Raw genomic sequence first — 14,636 nt, forward strand, 5'->3', positions numbered from 1 at the left:
TGCAGCGCTGTACAGGCTCAAGCGAGAACGGGCAGGGCGCCCATCTTGCCGTGGCAGTAGATCATCGGGCCGGCGTCCTGGCGTGGCACGATCAGGTTCTTCACCGCGCCGACCATGATCGCGTGGTCGCCGCCTTCATACTCGCGCCACAGTTCGCACTCGATGATGGCGCTGGCATTGGGCAACAGCGGGTTGCCCAGTTCGCTCAAGGTCCACTGGATGCCCTGGGCCTTGTCCTTGCCTTTGCGGGCGAAGGCATAGGCCTCGTTCTGCTGGCCGCCGGACAGCACATGAATGGCGAAACGCTTGTTCTTGATCAGCACCGGATAGGAGTCGGAGCTGTAGTTGGGGCAGAACAGCACCAGGGCCGGGTCCATGGACAGGGAGCTGAAGGCACTGGCGGTGAGGCCGACCACCTGGCCGTCGTCATCCAGGGTGGTGATCACGGTGACTCCGGACGGGAACGAGCCCATGACTTGTTTGTAGATGGCGGCATCGATCATGGGGCGGTCCTCGGGTGGCTGGAGCTTTTTATTGAGTTATAGGTATTATGGTATACCGTAATACCGTGCTTGCAAGGGCTTTTTGTCGATGTAGTGGTTCGACACAGTCAGCCGACCTGAAACGGCTCCACTTTTTTTCAGGTGCCGTTTAGAGTCTGTGCTTTTGGGGGAGGGCGACAGGCTTTCCCCTGACTGCTTAGGGAAGAGAGTCATGCAGCGCTTTGATCGCAGTTTTGTGCCGCCGCCGAGTTGGTTGCAGAGTCGGGAGGCCAGCGTCAGCAGGCAAGCGGTGGCCGATTATTTTCTGGCGGACCAGACGAAGAGAGCACAGACCCGAGCCCCGGAGTTGGGCTTCAATCTGGATCATCCATCCGTTCACGTTAGCCTGGATCGGTTGTTTCACGGCAAGTGCGCGTTCTGTGAACGCAGAGGCCCCACGTCTTTTTACCGATTTCGTCCTGGGGAAGGCGTCAGCCCCGTAGAGCACACGCCAGATGCTCATCTGTATTACTTCTGGCTGAGCAATGCCTGGGAGAATATCTATCCCATATGCAATGGCTGTGAACCCGACCGGCCTGGCTACTTCCCTGTTCGGGGCACCCGTTCACCCCTGCCGACACAGGGTCAGCTTGAAGCCTACGCAGCGGAGAGCCTGGGTGAATGGCGCGACTATCCGCTCAAGGAGCGGCATCTCCTGCTCGATCCCTGCGAGCGAGTAAGCATTGCCCGGCACCTATCTGTGAATCTTTCCGGTGAGCTGCTTGCACTGACAGGGCGGGCACGAGAAACGATCTTCCATTTCAAGCTCAATCGCAGTCAGTTGGTTGAGCAGCGTAGAAGCAGACTGCAATCCTATTTCGACGAACTGCTCTACGAGCGGCTTCCTGAAGTGGAGGAGGATAAGGTGCCATTTCCGCCAGTCCTTGACTTTTCCTCACTGGAGTTTGGGGGGCTTTGGTACTTGCTGTGCCGTCGTATCCTGTTGGCGCTTTCACCGACCAAAGTCCAGCCGCTGGCACTTTCGTACCGCCGTATTCACTGGACATTTCACGCCATTGCTCTAAATCCAGATTTTGAAGACTGGTGTGAGGGCCTTGAAGCCAGGCTGGCACTTCCGATTGTGAAAACTCCCGCCCAAGCGCTTAAGCCGTCGCAGTCCTTTCCACGGGAGTACTCGCCATTGGCCTCGATTCACTTGAGTAATTTCAAGGGAATTGAACATCTCGAACTGCTGATGCCATCCGCAAAGGATTATCCCGCCTCCAGCGTGAAGCCCGTACAACCTGCCTTGCTGATTCTGGGTGAAAATGCCGCCGGAAAAAGCTCCATCCTCGAAGCCACGGCCCTGGCGCTGTGCTCCGAAGAGGCTCGCGCGCAGCTACCAGTCGACGTCGCCTCGCTGCCCCTCGATCCTGAGTTGCTGGGCGCAGGGTTGGTCCCTCGATGCACCTCGGCGACGGTAACGGTCACCTTCCAGGATTCCAGCAAACGAGAGCTGACCATTGCCGGCGGAGGCTACTGGCCCGAAGGTACACCCATCACGCCGCCGGTCTTCGCCTACGGCGCCTTCCGCCAATACCAGAAGCAGGTGCGGCGCTACAGCCCGGGCAAATCGATCATCAACCTTTTCGACGCCACGGCCCTGTTGTCCAACCCGGAAAAGTGGCTGTTGGGGCTTAAACAGGTCGAGTTCGACAGTGTGGTGCGGGCCCTGCGGGATATCCTCTCCATCGAGGGCGAGTTCGAGGTCATGGAGCGCGACTTTGAAAACCAGCGCTGCCTGATTGTCACCGCCACCGCCGGTAGTCGGGCCTTCTGTCGAACCCCACTGAGCCTGGCGTCCTCAGGCTATCGCTCGGTGCTGGCGATGGTCTGCGACATCATCCAGGGCCTGATGAACCGGCGCATCAACCCCTACTTCGAAAGCCTGGAAACCGCCCAGGCCGTGGTGCTGATCGACGAGGTCGAGGCCCATCTGCATCCGTGCTGGAAAATCCAGATCATGAGCGTGCTACGCAGCGCCTTGCCGAACGTGACCTTTATCGCCACCACCCACGATCCGTTGTGCCTGCGGGGCATGCAGGACGGTGAGGTGATCGTCATGCAGCGGGTCGCCAGCGAGGACAACCCCGACAGCGATTGGCCGGTGATGGTGGAGCAGGTGATCCGCCTGCCCAACGTCAGCCAACTGACCATCGAGCAACTGCTGACCTCGGACTTTTTCAGCCTGAGCTCCACCGACCAGCCGGACACCGAGCGCGAGCTGGCGATGCTTGCCGACCTGCTGGCCGCCCGGGAGCTGGGCCAGCCTCTGAGCGAGGCGCAGCAACACGCCTGGAACCGCTTCGAACGGGATATCAGCGATGCTCTGCCGGTAGGTGCCACGGAAGTCCAGCGGCTGGTGCAGGAAGCGGTGGTGGAGTACCTGCAGAACCGTCGCCGGACCAGCGCGCTCAAACTCCGCGAGCTGCGTGAAACCTCGAAAAAAAGGATCCTCGCTGTCCTGGAGGGGATCTGAAGCATGCGCGCCGTCATTCGAACGATTGCCAAGGCTCCGGATGCCCTGTCCGGAACCGACTCGCCCGCCGCCAAAGAGCTGCAAAAGCTCAAGGCCTGGTTCGCCGCACCTGCCGGTAGCCCACCGGCTTTTGCGGTCTATAAGTCCGACAGCGTAAAAAAGCAGCTCGATGAACTGTTCCATGGCAAATGCGCCTATTGCGAAAGCTTCTTCGCCTCCACCGCGCCGGTGGATGTCGAGCATTACCGGCCCAAGGGCGCGGTGTCCGAAGACGCCAGCCATCCCGGCTACTGGTGGCTCGCCATGGACTGGGACAACCTGCTGCCCAGTTGCATCGACTGCAACCGCAAGCGCAAGCAGGTCACCCCCAGGCTGTCGGCCAGGCTGCTGACCTTGCGGGACGACCGCCAGGGGTTCAACCAGGGCAGCCTGCTGCTCTCCGGCAAGAAGGACAGCTTCCCGATCCTCGGCCAGCGGGCCATGTCCGCTGCGCAAGACTTTGCCGACGAGTACCCGCTGCTGCTCGACCCGTGCCGCGACAACCCGGACGAACACCTGAGGTTTCATATCGACCGGGCCAACCTGATCGGCCTGGTGCTGCCCCGCTCGCATGCCGGAGCAGACCTTCCGCCCCTGGCCGGGGCCGGCGCTGCCCTGGATGGTCACCTCGAGGAAGCGCTGGCGTCCGGCGTAAGCCTCAAGGGCAGCGTCTCGATTCATGTCTACGGTTTGAACCGGCTGGGCCTGGTGCAGGAGCGCACGCGCCTGCTGCGCCAGCTGGAGTTCCTGGAAATGCTGGCGCTGGAAGTGGGGGCGATGGCAGACGAGCTTTTACCTGATCCCGAGGCGCCGCCCTCCGCTACGGTGGCCAGTATCGCCAAGCGCCTGTACTTCCTCCAGGATCGGATTCTCGGGGAAATGAAGCGCATGGCCCGGCCAGAGGCGCCTTATTCGGCCATGGTCCGGGCCTGGATCGAGGACTTCAAGGTCCGGCTACAGGCCTGACTACGGCGCCGTTTCGGCGCTGCGTATACCCTGGTGCTCGGCCACCACGCGCAAGGTCCTGAGGCTGACCATCGGCGCGTCGACCACGAACTGATTGGCCAGCCAGGACGGGATATCGCCGGCCGGTTCGGCTTGCAGTTCATAGGTCACACGGGTTTGCGTGTCGCTTTCGGGGTGCAGGGTCCATAGGCCTTTCATCTGGCTGACACGGATCTGTCCCGGCACGTAGGGTACGAAGCCGGGCACCGCCTCCAGGCGTCGAGTCAGGCTACCATCGTCGGCGCGCTCGCTATGCACGTGAATCACCATGTCACGGGTTTGCGCCGGCCACGGCAACGCGGTGGTCAGATAGACCCAGGTGTCGTCGCCGTCATTTTTCAGCAGGCGCATATCGGCGCAGCCATACAGCCATTTGCAGGCCACCCGGAGGTTTTCCTGCAGGTTGCTCAGGGTGCCGACATCGGCCTTGATCAGCGTCTCGCCGCGAAAGCTCTGGTAGCGCGATCCCGGGACGTGGCTCAGGTAGACCTGAATGCCGTCTTCATCCTTGGCCAGTTGCCAGTCCAGGGGCGCCGCCAGTGTTGCCGTGCCGAGAAGAACACTGGCCAGCGCTGTCGCAGATAACAGGATGTTCATTCGGATCTCCGGGTTGCACGGCCGATAGTGCCTGGCTACCCAGATATAACACCCGAGCCCGGGTTTTATTCAATGGGCGCCGGCCGCCTTGTTCAGATCGCCTTCGCTCCATTGGGTATAGACGCAAGCGTCCGCGCTGGCCCAGCGTACCCGCAGGGGATCGCCGGCCTTGAGCGACATGCCGGTGGCCGACAGCGCCTTGACCGTCATCGCCGTGCCGCCGTCGGTGACCACGCTGCAGGTCTGGCTTTCGCCGAGAAAGAGCATTTCGCCGACCTTGGCCGAGACCTCGTTCCAGCCTGCCGGCAAGGGTTCGGCGGCGGCCTGTTCGAGGCTCAGGGCCAGGGCTTTCTCCGGACGCACCATCAGCAACAGCGGCTGCTCGCTGGACACTCCGGAGGTCGGCCGGATCGCCAGGGCCTGGCCCTCGAAATCCGCCACGGCGTTGCCGCGGGCCTTGAGCTTGAGGAAGTTCGAGTTGCCGAGGAACGAGGCGACAAAGGCGTTCGGCGGGTTCTGGTAGAGGTCGTAGCCGCTGCCCAGGCCGACGATCTTGCCGTGGCTGAAGATCGCGATGCGCTGGGACAGGCGCATGGCTTCCTCCTGGTCGTGGGTCACGTAGACGATGGTGATGCCCAGCCGGCGATGCAGTTGGCGCAGCTCGTCCTGCAGGTCTTCGCGCAGCTTCTTGTCCAGGGCCCCGAGGGGTTCGTCCATCAGCAGGATGCGTGGTTCGTAGACCAGCGCCCGGGCAATCGCCACGCGCTGTTGTTGTCCACCGGAGAGCTGCGAAGGGCGGCGATGGGCGAAGGCATCGAGCTGCACCAGCTTGAGCATGGCGTCGACCCGGCGCTCGCGCTCCTCGCTGCTGAGCTTGCGCAGGGTCAGCGGGAAGGCGATGTTGTCGCGCACCGACAGGTGGGGAAACAGCGAGTAGCGCTGGAACACCATGCCGATATCGCGTTTGTGCGGCGGCACCTTGACCAGGGACTGTCCGCTTACCAGGATCTCGCCGCTACTGGGCGTCTCGAAGCCGGCCAGCATCGACAGGGTGGTGCTTTTACCGGAACCACTGGAACCCAGGAAGGTGAGGAATTCACCTTCCTGGATATCCAGGGAAATATTGTCCACGGCGGCGAAGTCGCCATAGTGCTTGTTCAGGTTGCGCAGGCTGACCAGGGGGCGGTCGTGCTGCGCGGGGTCTTTGATCACGGCACTCATGTTCTACTCCAGGGCGCTCAGGCGCGCAGTTCATTGCGCCGACGCAGGGCGGCGGCGATCACCATCACCAGCACCGACAGGGCGATCAGCAGCGTCGAAGCGACGGCGATCACCGGGGTCAGGTCCTGGCGCAGGGTGGTCCACATTTTCACGGGCAAGGTTTGCAGGGTCGGGCTGGCCATCATCACGCTCAGCACCACTTCATCCCACGACACCAGGAAGGCGAACAGCGCCCCGGCGACCATGCCGGGGCGAATCGCCGGGAAGGTCACCTTGAACACCGCCTGCAGGCGCGAGGCGCCGCAGATCACCGCGGCATCCTCGATCGACTGGTCGAACAGCTTGAGCGAGTTGATGATCGAAATGATGGTGAAGGGCAATGCGACGATCACGTGGCTGACCACGAAGGCGAACAGCGTCCCGGTGTAGCCCAGTTTGAGAAACAGCGCGTACACCGCCACGGCGATGATCACCAGGGGCACGATCATCGGCAGGGTGAACAGGCCGTAGAGCAGTTCCCGGCCGGGGAAGCGTCCGCGGACCAGGGCGAAGGCGGTCGGCAGTCCAAGCGCGACCGCGAAGAAGGTGGTCAGGATCGCCACCTTCAAACTCGCCAGGGCGGCATTCATCCAGTCGGCATTGGAGAAGAACTGGCCGTACCATTTCAGCGTCCAGCCCGGTGGCGGAAACACCAGCCACTGGGAGGAACCGAACGACAGCAGGACGATGAACACGATCGGCAGCAGCAGGAACAGGGCGATCAGTCCGGTGGTCAGGTAGAGGCCCAGGCGCAGGCGCCGGCTCATGGCATTGGGAGTCAGGAGCATGACGGCTTACCTCGCATGACTGGCGCCGACCGGGGATTCCGGCTGGAGCTTCAGGTAGAAGTAGAACAACACCAGGGTGATCAGGATCAGCAGGGCGGCACCGGCGCTGGCCAGGCCCCAGTTGAGGAACGACTGCACCTGTTGAATGATGAACTCCGGCAACATCATGTTCTGCGCACCGCCCAGCAGGGCCGGGGTGACGTAGTAGCCCAGGGACATGACGAAGACCATCAGCCCGCCGGAAAACAGCCCCGGCCGGCACAACGGCAGGAACACCCGCAGGAAATTGCGCCACGGACTGGCCCCGCAGATGGCCCCGGCCTGCAGGATCATCGGGTCGATGGCCTGCATGGTCGCCTGCAACGGCAGGACGATAAACGGGATCATGATGTAGCTCATGCCGATCACCACGCCGGTCAGGTTGTGCACCATCTCCAGCGGCTGGTCGATGATGCCCATGGCCATCAAGGCCTTGTTGATCACCCCGGAGGCCTGTAGCAGCACCAGCCACGAATAGGTCCGGGCCAGCAGGCTGGTCCACATCGACAGCAGCACGATGCTCAGCAGCCAGCGGCCCCAGCCACGGGGCACCAGGGTAATCGCCCAGGCCAGGGGAAAGCCCAGCAGCAGGCTGAACAGCGTGACCAGCCCGGCCACCGAAAAGGTGTTGAGCAGGACCCGCGCATAGGCCGAGTTGGCGAACAGCTGCTGGTAGTTTTCCAGCCCCGGCGTGGGTTCCAGGACCCCACGCAGCAGCAGGCCGATCAACGGGGCGAAGAAAAACAGGCCGAGGAACAGCAAGGCCGGTAACAGGTTACCCGCCCCCCGCCAGCGCTGCGCATACGAGGACTGCTGCATGACTGCCGCCTTGCTGCTGGCCAGGCCGGCAGCGCCAGGGGCGCTCCCGGTCGGGCGGGTATCAGGGGAAAGCGTGGCCGCCATTTTCATTTGACCAGCCATTCGTTCCACCGTGTCGCAATGGCCGGACCGTTCTTGGCCCAGTATGCGAAGTCGAGTGTGATCTGATCCTTAGCGTAGGCAGTCGGCAGGTTCGGTGCCAGTACCGAGTCCAGGCGCGCGATGCTGTCGACGTTGACCGGGGCGTAGGCGGTCAGGTTGGAGAAGTCGGCCTGGCCCTTGGCGCTGCTGGCGCTGGCCAGGAACTTCATGGCCGCCGCCTTGTTTTTCGTGCCTTTGGGCACGACCAGGATGTCGGCCATGACCAGGTTCTGTTTCCAGCTCACGCCCACCGGTGCGCCGTCCTGTTGCAGGGCGTAGATCCGGCCGTTCCAGAACTGGCCGATGCTCGCTTCACCGGAGGCCAGCAACTGCTGGGATTGCGCGCCGCCACCCCACCAGACGATGTCTTTCTTGATGGTGTCGAGTTTCTTGAAGGCGCGATCCAGGTCCAGCGGATAGAGCTTGTCGGAGGGCACGCCGTCGGCCAGCAGGGCCAGTTCCAGCACGCCGGGGCTCGGCCATTTGTAGAGGGCGCGTTTGCCGGGGTAGGTCTTGGTGTCGAACAGGGCGCTCCAGTCCTGGGGCTTGCCGGCGCCCAGCTTGCCTTCGTTGTAACCGAGCACGAAGGAGAAGTAGAACGAGCCGACGCCGTGGTCGGAGACGAAACGCGGGTCGATCTTGTCGCGCTGGATCTGGCTGAAGTCCAGCGGTTCGAGCAGGCCTTCGGCGGCGGCGCGCAGGGCGAAGTCGGCTTCGACGTCGACCACGTCCCACTGCACGTTGCCGCTTTCGACCATGGCCTTGAGCTTGCCGTAGTCGGTAGGGCCGTCCTGGACCACGGTGATGCCGCTGGCCTTGCTGAACGGATCGGCCCAGGCCTGTTTCTGCGCGTCCTGGGTGCTGCCGCCCCAACTGACGAAGTTGACACTGTCGGCGGCCATGGCGAAGGAACTGCCGATTGCCAGGAAACCCGCGAGCACTGTCGCGGTTGCACCTTTGTTCAACACCATTTTCACGCCCTCATTTGTTGTGTTTTTGAGCGGGTTGTTGAGGCCCGCCTATCGGGAGCAGTAGGTCCATCTGAGCCTTTTAAGGCGACCGTGCCAAGGGCATTTTCTTGTGCCTTACCTGTCGGGGGCACTTGGAAAAAATCTCCGGTCTACGGAATATCATATTATGGTATTCCAAACTTTCTGCAAGCATTTTGCCTGACCGGTGATCCGGCCCTGGCGCTTTTTTACGGGGTATCAGGGTTGTGGGAAGGGGATGTTTTCCACCACCTCTAGATCGTAGCCGGTCAGCCCGGCATATTTGAGCGGCGGCCCCAGGTGGCGCAGTTTTCCGACACCGATGTCCTGCAGTATCTGTGCCCCGGTGCCGATCTCCGAATAGATCCGCGATTGCGAACGGCTGTACTGGCGCGGGGGGCGGGTCAGTTGCGGTACGCGCTCGAGCAGGGCCTGGGAGGATTCGTGGTTGGCCAACACCACGACGACACCGCGGCCTTCCTCGGCGACCCGTTGCAGCGCGGCCCAGAGCGTCCAGTTGCTCGGCCCGTGGTAGTCGGCGCCGACCAGGTCGCGCAGTGGGTCGATGACGTGGACCCGCACCAGCGTCGGTGTATCGCGCTGGATATCGCCCATCACCATGGCCATGTGCACGCCACCTTCAATACGGTCCTCGAAGGTCATCAGGCGGAACGTACCGTGTACCGTCGGCAGTTCCCGTTCGCCGATACGCACCACCGTATGTTCGGTACTGAGTCGGTAGTGGATCAGGTCGGCGATGGTGCCGATCCGGATGCCATGTTTGCGCGCAAACACTTCCAGGTCAGGGCGTCGGGCCATGCTGCCATCATCGTTCATGACCTCGACGATGACCGAGGCGGGGGTAAAACCGGCCAGGCGTGCCAGGTCGCAACCGGCCTCGGTGTGCCCGGCGCGGGTGAGCACGCCGCCTTCACGGGCCCGCAGAGGGAAAATATGCCCGGGTTGGACCAGGTCTTCGGCGCGGGCATCGGCGGCCACCGCGGCTTCGACGGTGCGGGCGCGGTCGGCGGCGGAAATACCGGTGGTCACGCCATGGGCGGCTTCGATGGACACGGTGAAGGCGGTGCTGAATGCGCTGCCGTTGCTCGGCACCATCTGCGTCAGATCCAGGCGCCGGCAATGCTCGTCGGTCAGGGTCAGGCAGATCAGTCCGCGTGCCTCGCGGGCCATGAAGCTGATAGCCTGGGCGTTGCAGCAGTCGGCGGCGATCAGCAGGTCGCCTTCGTTTTCGCGATCTTCGTCGTCCACCAGCACGACCATCTTGCCTTGGCGGTAGTCGTCGATGATGTCCTGGATACTGTCAAAGGCCATGCCGGGCTCGCTCTGTATGAATATGTGATTTATGGTATACCATAATACAAAATAAACCAGCAATGAGGTCATCGATGAAGGCTTACTGGATTGCCCATGTGGATGTCACGAACCCGGAGCAGTACACCGAGTACACAAGTCGCGCCCCGGCGGTATTTGCCCGTTACGGCGGACGCATGCTGGCACGCGGCGGGCGCGCCGAGGCGCTGGAGGGCCGGGAAACGCCACAGCGCAATGTGGTGATCGAGTTCGACTCCTACGACCAGGCGCTGGCTTGCTATCGTTCGGCGGAATATCAGGAGGCGCGCGGGCACCGCGAGGGAGCGGCCCGGGCCGAAGTGATCATTGTCGAGGGCGTGGCGCCCTGAAGGCGGTCAGCGGATAAAGTGGATCTTGCCGCTGTCGTCGTTGCCGATGTAGATGCCATAGACCCCGGCCTGGCGTTCCTCGATGTAGCGTTCGAGGATCTGCCGGATCGCCGGGTAGTAGATGCTGTCCCAGGGGATGTCCTCGGGCGCGAAGAATTGGTAGTCCAGGGTTTCCGGCCCGTACTGGCCGGTGATCTCCAGCGCGATGGCGCGGAAGATGATGTACACCTCGCTGATCTTCGGCACGCTGAAGATCGAGTAGGGCGAGAGGATTTCCGCGCGCACGCCACTCTCTTCCCAGACTTCGCGCAGTGCCGCCTGCTCGGTGGTCTCGCCACCTTCCATGAAACCCGCCGGCAGGGTCCAGGTGCCGGGCCGTGGCGGGATCGCCCGTTGGCACAGCAGGTACTTGCCGTCGCGCTCGATGATGCAGCCGGCGATGATCTTCGGGTTGACGTAGTGGATGTAGCCGCAGCCCGCGCACATCAGGCGTTCATGGGTGTCGCCCGGCGGTACCTGCCGAGCGAGGTCGGCGCCGCCGCATTGCGGGCAGAAGCGCGGGCTGGGCATGTCAGCGGCCCATACGGGGTTCTTTGAGGGCGATGGGCGCGGTGATCTCGGGGGCCGGGCCGGTTTCGTCCTGCTTGCGCTTGAGGTATTCCAGCGCCACCTTGGCCGCCGCGCGCACGTGATCGACCGAGGCCTGGTGGGCGGCCAGCGGGTCGCCGCTCTTGATGGCCTCGACGATACGTTCCATTTCCTGGTTGCTGGCGCCGCGACGGTTTTCCTGGGACACCGAGGTGGCCCGCAGGTAGCTGATCCGGGCCTGCAACTGGCGCAGCTGGGTGGCCGCGGCACGGTTGCCCGAGCCCTCGAGCAGGACGTCGTAGAAACCCTGCACCGAATCGATGACCTGTTGCAGTTCGCCGTCCTTGAGGGTCTTGCGATTGACTTCCAGGGCCTTTTCCAGGGCCTTGATGTCCTTGGCCTTGGCCCGCAGGGTGAACAGCTGGACGATCAGGCCCTCCAGCACACAGCGCAGTTCGTAGATATCGACCGCATCGTCCAGGGTGATGATGGCAACGCTCGGCCCCTTGGCATCGGCGAACGCCACCAGGCCTTCGGACTCCAGGTGCCGCAGGGCTTCACGCACGGAGGTGCGGCTGACGCCGAGGCGCTCGCAGAGGTCGCGCTCGACCAGGCGGTCCCCCGGCATGAGCTGGAAGTTCATGATGGCGCTTCGCAGCTTGTCCAGCACGATTTCGCGCAGGGTAACGGGGTTGCGATTGACCTTGAAGCTGTCGTCGAGTGGCAGGCGTTTCATGGGATCCGCTCTAAAAGTTCGTGGGGCCGATCGAGGGCCGAAATCACCGGCAAGCTTATCATGCGTCGTTCATCCGCGTCGGCTCGCGCCGTGGCAAAACCTCAGGCCAGCGCGGGCAGAGGGCCGAGCTTGCCCTTGTGGTAGATCATCGGCGTCACCGGTTGTTCGGGCAGGATCAGGTTCTTGACCGCGCCGACGATGATGGCGTGATCGCCGCCGTCGTATTCGCGCCACAGTTCGCACTCGATGATCGCCGTGGCGTTGCGCAGCAGCGGATTGCCCAGGGCGCTCAGGTGCCAATCGATGCCGCGGGCCTTGTCCTTGCCCTTGCCGGCAAAGGCATAAGCCTCGGCCTGCTGGTCCGCCGAGAGCAGGTGGATGGCGAAGCGCTTGCTGTCCCGCAGGATCGGGTAGGTGTCCGAGGCGTAGTTGGGGCAGAACAGCACCAGCGCCGGGTCGATGGACAGGGCGCTGAAGGCACTGGCGGTGATGCCGACGATGCCCCCCTCGGCGTCCAGGGTGGTGACCACCGTGACGCCTGACGGGAAGGAGCCCATGACTTCTTTGTAGATACCGGGTTCGATCATCTCGTTTGTCTCCTAGCGCATCACGAAGGGGTCGGGCATGGGGGCTGACGAGAGGTTGATCCACACCGTTTTCAGTTCGGTATAGGCCAGCACCGAATCGATGCCGCTCTCGCGACCGTAGCCGCTGTTCTTGAAACCGCCGATGGGCGCCATGGCCGAGACCGCGCGGTAGGTATTGACCCAGATGATCCCGGAGCGGATGTCCCGGGCCAGTCGATGGGCGCGGCCCAGATCGCGGGTCCAGATGCCGGCGGCGAGGCCGAACTGCGAGTCGTTGGCGATGGACAGGGCCTCGGCCTCGTCCTTGAAGCGGATCACCGAGGCCACCGGACCGAAGACTTCTTCCTGCATGATCTTCATCGAGTTGCGGTCGCACTCGAACAGGGTCGGCTCGTAGAACCAGCCATTGCCCAGGTTCTGCGGGCGCTTGCCGCCCAGGCGCAGGCGTGCGCCTTCGGCCAGGGCGTCGGCCACCAGGCCCTCGACCACGGCCAGTTGCTGCGCGGTGGCCATGGGGCCCATCTCGCTGGCATCGTCCTGTGGGTTGCCGATGCGAATGCGCTGGGCGCGTGCCACCAGGCGCTCGACGAATTCGTCATAGATTTCGTCCTGGACCAGCAGCCGTGAACCGGAGACGCAACTCTGTCCGGACGCCGCGTAGATCCCGGCAATGGCGCCGTTGATCGCACTGTCCAGATCGGCATCGGCAAAGATGATGTTCGGCGACTTGCCGCCCAGTTCCAGGGACAGCTTGGCGAAGTTCTCGGCGCTGCTGCGCACCACATGGCGGGCGGTTGCCGCGCCGCCGGTGAAGGCGATCTTGCGCACCAGCGGGTGGCGGGTCAGGGCCGCGCCGGTGCTTGCGCCGTAACCGGTGATGACATTGACCACGCCGGGCGGAATGCCGGCTTCCAGGGCCAGGCGCGCCAGCTCCAGGACGGTGGCCGAGGCGTGCTCGGAAGGCTTGAGCACGATGGTGTTGCCCGCCGCGAGGGCCGGTGCCAGTTTGATCGCGGTCAGGTAGAGCGGGCTGTTCCAGGGGATGATCCCGGCAACCACACCCATGGGTTCGTGCACGGTGTAGGCGAACAGATCCGGCTTGTCCAGCGGCAGCGTACCGCCTTCGAGCTTGTCGGCCAGGCCCGCGGTGTAATGGAAGAATTCCGGCAGGTAGCTGACCTGGCCGCGGGTTTCGCGGATCAGCTTGCCGTTGTCGCGGCTTTCCAGTTGGGCCAGGCGCTCCTTGTTTTCCGCGATCAGATCGCCGAGGCGATGCAGCAGTTTGCCTCGGGCGGTGGCGCTGAGGCCGCGCCAGGCCGGGTTGTCGAAAGCCCGTTGCGCGGCCTGGACCGCACGCTCGACATCGGCTTCGTCGGCGTCGGGCAACTGCGCCCAGGGTTCGGCGAGGGCCGGGTCGAGGCTGTCGAAGGTCTTGCCGGACAGGGCATCGACCCATTCACCGTCGATGCACATCTGGAAGCGGGTGAGTGTCATGCAACGATCCCCTTTATCTGGTCTTGTCGGGCGTGGGCGTTGGCGAGGAAGTCCAGCAGTACCTGGTTGACCAGGCGCGGCGACTCCACGGGCATCATATGCCGTTGCTCGGCGAGCACGGCAACCTGTGCGTGAGGAATCCGCTCGGCCAACTGCCGGGCCATCTGCGGTGTCGAGCCCGGGTCCAGTTCGCCGGTGGCGATCAGGGTCGGCGCCTGGATGTCGTGCAGGTCGTCGGCGCGGTACATGTCCTGGGTGGCGAACAGCTCGTAGGTGGTCAGGTAACCCTGGGGGTCATTGCCGGCCAGGGTCTGGCGAATGGCGGCGATCTGCGCCGGGTTCGCCGCCTGGTACTCGCGACTGAACCAGCGCGACAGTGCCGCCTCGGCGTTGGCATCCGGCCCATGTTGCGCCGCCTGGCTGGTGCGGGCGATCACCCCGGCACGTTGCTCGGCGCTGCGGTTGAATACGCTGTTGAGCACCACCAGGCTTTGCAGCTGTTGCGGGTAGTGCAGGGCGAAGGCCCGGGCCACCAGGCCGCCCATGGAAAAGCCGATCACATGGGCCGCCGGCAACTGCAGGTGTTCGAGCAGTTCGTGCAGCTGCTCGGCATAGCCGGGCAGCCCGCAGTCCGGGTCGGGACGTGGGCTGGCCCCGTGTCCGAGCATGTCGTAGGCGATCACCCGGTAGTGCGGCGCGAGCCCGACGACCTGGCCGCCCCACATTTCTTTGTTCAGCCCTACGCCGTGGATCAGGACCACGGGTGGGCCTTCGCCGGTCGCCAGGTAACTGGTGCCGGCCGGGGTGCGTTCAGCGGTGTGCCGAATCATGGA

15 protein-coding genes are annotated in these 14,636 nt (G+C 63.6%); 3 read left to right on the top strand and 12 right to left on the bottom strand.

Annotation, left to right across the window (positions count from 1 at the left end):
- Nucleotides 1-17 precede the first annotated feature (17 nt).
- The gene (locus CWE01_RS27705; RefSeq protein ID WP_100943743.1) at nucleotides 18-503 is read right to left on the bottom strand and encodes a flavin reductase family protein; all 486 of its coding nucleotides are present in this window, start codon (nucleotides 501-503) and stop codon (nucleotides 18-20) included.
- A 1,234-nt stretch (nucleotides 504-1,737) separates the two neighbouring features.
- On the opposite strand from CWE01_RS27705, the gene CWE01_RS27715 reads away from it, so the two are divergent.
- Nucleotides 1,738-3,021 (top strand): AAA family ATPase, encoded by a 1,284-nt coding sequence (locus CWE01_RS27715; protein WP_256579424.1) that lies wholly within the window; start codon nucleotides 1,738-1,740, stop codon nucleotides 3,019-3,021.
- 3 nt (nucleotides 3,022-3,024) lie between these two features.
- Nucleotides 3,025-4,026, top strand: coding sequence for an endonuclease (locus tag CWE01_RS27720; RefSeq protein WP_100943745.1), 1,002 nt, complete (start codon nucleotides 3,025-3,027; stop codon nucleotides 4,024-4,026).
- Here CWE01_RS27720 and CWE01_RS27725 read toward each other — a convergent pair whose 3' ends face one another.
- The 6 genes from CWE01_RS27725 to ribBA form a co-directional block, all read right to left on the bottom strand.
- On the bottom strand, nucleotides 4,027-4,662 hold the full coding sequence (locus CWE01_RS27725) for an START domain-containing protein (protein ID WP_100943746.1): 636 nt from the start codon (nucleotides 4,660-4,662) through the stop codon (nucleotides 4,027-4,029).
- 69 nt (nucleotides 4,663-4,731) lie between these two features.
- Nucleotides 4,732-5,883, bottom strand: coding sequence for an ABC transporter ATP-binding protein (locus CWE01_RS27730; RefSeq protein WP_100943747.1), 1,152 nt, complete (start codon nucleotides 5,881-5,883; stop codon nucleotides 4,732-4,734).
- Between the two features lie 17 nt (nucleotides 5,884-5,900).
- On the bottom strand, nucleotides 5,901-6,710 hold the full coding sequence (locus tag CWE01_RS27735) for an ABC transporter permease (protein WP_100943748.1): 810 nt from the start codon (nucleotides 6,708-6,710) through the stop codon (nucleotides 5,901-5,903).
- A 6-nt stretch (nucleotides 6,711-6,716) separates the two neighbouring features.
- Complete coding sequence (locus tag CWE01_RS27740) at nucleotides 6,717-7,658, bottom strand: ABC transporter permease (protein ID WP_177143894.1); 942 nt, start codon at nucleotides 7,656-7,658, stop codon at nucleotides 6,717-6,719.
- The gene (locus CWE01_RS27745) at nucleotides 7,655-8,680 is read right to left on the bottom strand and encodes an ABC transporter substrate-binding protein (protein ID WP_100943750.1); all 1,026 of its coding nucleotides are present in this window, start codon (nucleotides 8,678-8,680) and stop codon (nucleotides 7,655-7,657) included. Before CWE01_RS27745 ends, CWE01_RS27740 begins: the two co-directional genes overlap by 4 nt.
- A gap of 237 nt (nucleotides 8,681-8,917) precedes the next feature.
- Nucleotides 8,918-10,030 (bottom strand): bifunctional 3,4-dihydroxy-2-butanone-4-phosphate synthase/GTP cyclohydrolase II, encoded by a 1,113-nt coding sequence (gene ribBA / locus CWE01_RS27750; RefSeq protein WP_100943751.1) that lies wholly within the window; start codon nucleotides 10,028-10,030, stop codon nucleotides 8,918-8,920.
- Nucleotides 10,031-10,104: 74 nt separating this feature from the next.
- On the opposite strand from ribBA, the gene CWE01_RS27755 reads away from it, so the two are divergent.
- Nucleotides 10,105-10,398 carry a DUF1330 domain-containing protein gene (locus CWE01_RS27755; RefSeq protein ID WP_100943752.1) on the top strand — a complete coding sequence of 98 codons (294 nt, stop codon included), beginning with the start codon at nucleotides 10,105-10,107 and terminating at the stop codon, nucleotides 10,396-10,398.
- A 6-nt stretch (nucleotides 10,399-10,404) separates the two neighbouring features.
- Here CWE01_RS27755 and CWE01_RS27760 read toward each other — a convergent pair whose 3' ends face one another.
- The 5 genes from CWE01_RS27760 to CWE01_RS27780 all read right to left on the bottom strand — a co-directional run bounded on the left by CWE01_RS27760 (nucleotide 10,405) and on the right by CWE01_RS27780 (nucleotide 14,633).
- On the bottom strand, nucleotides 10,405-10,968 hold the full coding sequence (locus CWE01_RS27760) for an NUDIX hydrolase (RefSeq protein ID WP_100943753.1): 564 nt from the start codon (nucleotides 10,966-10,968) through the stop codon (nucleotides 10,405-10,407).
- 1 nt (nucleotide 10,969) lies between these two features.
- Nucleotides 10,970-11,722, bottom strand: coding sequence for a GntR family transcriptional regulator (locus CWE01_RS27765; RefSeq protein WP_100943754.1), 753 nt, complete (start codon nucleotides 11,720-11,722; stop codon nucleotides 10,970-10,972).
- 101 nt (nucleotides 11,723-11,823) lie between these two features.
- Nucleotides 11,824-12,309, bottom strand: a complete 486-nt coding sequence (locus CWE01_RS27770; RefSeq protein ID WP_100943755.1) for a flavin reductase family protein — start codon at nucleotides 12,307-12,309, stop codon at nucleotides 11,824-11,826.
- 12 nt (nucleotides 12,310-12,321) lie between these two features.
- The gene (locus CWE01_RS27775) at nucleotides 12,322-13,803 is read right to left on the bottom strand and encodes an aldehyde dehydrogenase (RefSeq protein WP_100943756.1); all 1,482 of its coding nucleotides are present in this window, start codon (nucleotides 13,801-13,803) and stop codon (nucleotides 12,322-12,324) included.
- Nucleotides 13,800-14,633, bottom strand: a complete 834-nt coding sequence (locus CWE01_RS27780; protein WP_100943757.1) for an alpha/beta fold hydrolase — start codon at nucleotides 14,631-14,633, stop codon at nucleotides 13,800-13,802. The genes CWE01_RS27775 and CWE01_RS27780 overlap by 4 nt, the downstream gene beginning before the upstream one ends.
- Nucleotides 14,634-14,636 lie beyond the last annotated feature (3 nt).

Source organism: Pseudomonas sp. QS1027, assembly GCF_002814235.1.
Lineage (GTDB): Bacteria > Pseudomonadota > Gammaproteobacteria > Pseudomonadales > Pseudomonadaceae > Aquipseudomonas.

Excerpts from the sequence above, each read along its gene's own strand:
- CWE01_RS27770 (WP_100943755.1), bottom strand. The coding sequence starts at position 12,309 with ATGATCGAACCCGGTATCTACAAAGAAGTCATGGGCTCCTTCCCGTCA.
- CWE01_RS27760 (WP_100943753.1), bottom strand. The coding sequence starts at position 10,968 with ATGCCCAGCCCGCGCTTCTGCCCGCAATGCGGCGGCGCCGACCTCGCT.
- ribBA (WP_100943751.1), bottom strand. The coding sequence starts at position 10,030 with ATGGCCTTTGACAGTATCCAGGACATCATCGACGACTACCGCCAAGGC.
- CWE01_RS27730 (WP_100943747.1), bottom strand. The coding sequence starts at position 5,883 with ATGAGTGCCGTGATCAAAGACCCCGCGCAGCACGACCGCCCCCTGGTC.
- CWE01_RS27755 (WP_100943752.1), top strand. The coding sequence starts at position 10,105 with ATGAAGGCTTACTGGATTGCCCATGTGGATGTCACGAACCCGGAGCAG.
- CWE01_RS27745 (WP_100943750.1), bottom strand. The coding sequence starts at position 8,680 with ATGGTGTTGAACAAAGGTGCAACCGCGACAGTGCTCGCGGGTTTCCTG.
- CWE01_RS27725 (WP_100943746.1), bottom strand. The coding sequence starts at position 4,662 with ATGAACATCCTGTTATCTGCGACAGCGCTGGCCAGTGTTCTTCTCGGC.
- CWE01_RS27780 (WP_100943757.1), bottom strand. The coding sequence starts at position 14,633 with ATGATTCGGCACACCGCTGAACGCACCCCGGCCGGCACCAGTTACCTG.
- CWE01_RS27705 (WP_100943743.1), bottom strand. The coding sequence starts at position 503 with ATGATCGATGCCGCCATCTACAAACAAGTCATGGGCTCGTTCCCGTCC.
- CWE01_RS27720 (WP_100943745.1), top strand. The coding sequence starts at position 3,025 with ATGCGCGCCGTCATTCGAACGATTGCCAAGGCTCCGGATGCCCTGTCC.
- CWE01_RS27740 (WP_177143894.1), bottom strand. The coding sequence starts at position 7,658 with ATGAAAATGGCGGCCACGCTTTCCCCTGATACCCGCCCGACCGGGAGC.
- CWE01_RS27765 (WP_100943754.1), bottom strand. The coding sequence starts at position 11,722 with ATGAAACGCCTGCCACTCGACGACAGCTTCAAGGTCAATCGCAACCCC.
- CWE01_RS27775 (WP_100943756.1), bottom strand. The coding sequence starts at position 13,803 with ATGACACTCACCCGCTTCCAGATGTGCATCGACGGTGAATGGGTCGAT.
- CWE01_RS27735 (WP_100943748.1), bottom strand. The coding sequence starts at position 6,710 with ATGCTCCTGACTCCCAATGCCATGAGCCGGCGCCTGCGCCTGGGCCTC.
- CWE01_RS27715 (WP_256579424.1), top strand. The coding sequence starts at position 1,738 with ATGCCATCCGCAAAGGATTATCCCGCCTCCAGCGTGAAGCCCGTACAA.